The 546-nt window shown below is 45.1% G+C and carries 1 protein-coding gene; it reads right to left on the reverse strand.

Going from position 1 to position 546, the window contains the following annotated elements; translation table 11 throughout:
- The coding region (locus R7R24_RS29680) for a PilZ domain-containing protein (protein WP_318120586.1) at nt 1-546 on the reverse strand (546 nt) is incomplete at both ends.

The following is a 546-nucleotide window of genomic DNA, read 5'->3' on the forward strand; positions in this document are numbered from 1 at the left end:
TTGGTAACATCTCTTTTTGTGGGATCAGCTTATCTTGGTTGTGTTCAATGATGCTGTTGAAGAAAGCGATCACACGGATCGTTTTGCTGTTTTCATCAATAACCAATTGTACGCTGCAGCCGTCAGGGCTGACTCGAATAACGCGATATGGAACGGCCATGAGAGGCAGCTTTTTATCGTAAAGTAGTAACTCACGAAAGTTAACTTGCACTTCTTGTCCCGAGCGTAACATCGTTGGCTCATCTAAACGAATCCCCAAGCCTCGCTTAGAAATATCAACGGTTGAACCTGCTGCTTTTAACTCACCCGAACTGAGTTCAAGCGGCGTTTTGAATCGATAGCGTGGTTCTTTACGGCGCGATTGAGCATCGAAATAGATACCTTTAGGGTTGCCAGTGATTTTTCGAGGATGACGAAAGGCATTTAACGTGTTGGCTGGCAAACGCGGCTTTTCTGTTAATAGGTAATCTTGCCCCGACTTTTCGTCAGCGATTTCTTGCAAAATTCCGATATGAGTCAGTGACTGAGAGGTTTCGGCTAACTCTG

This window comes from Vibrio sp. 704 (assembly GCF_033339295.1).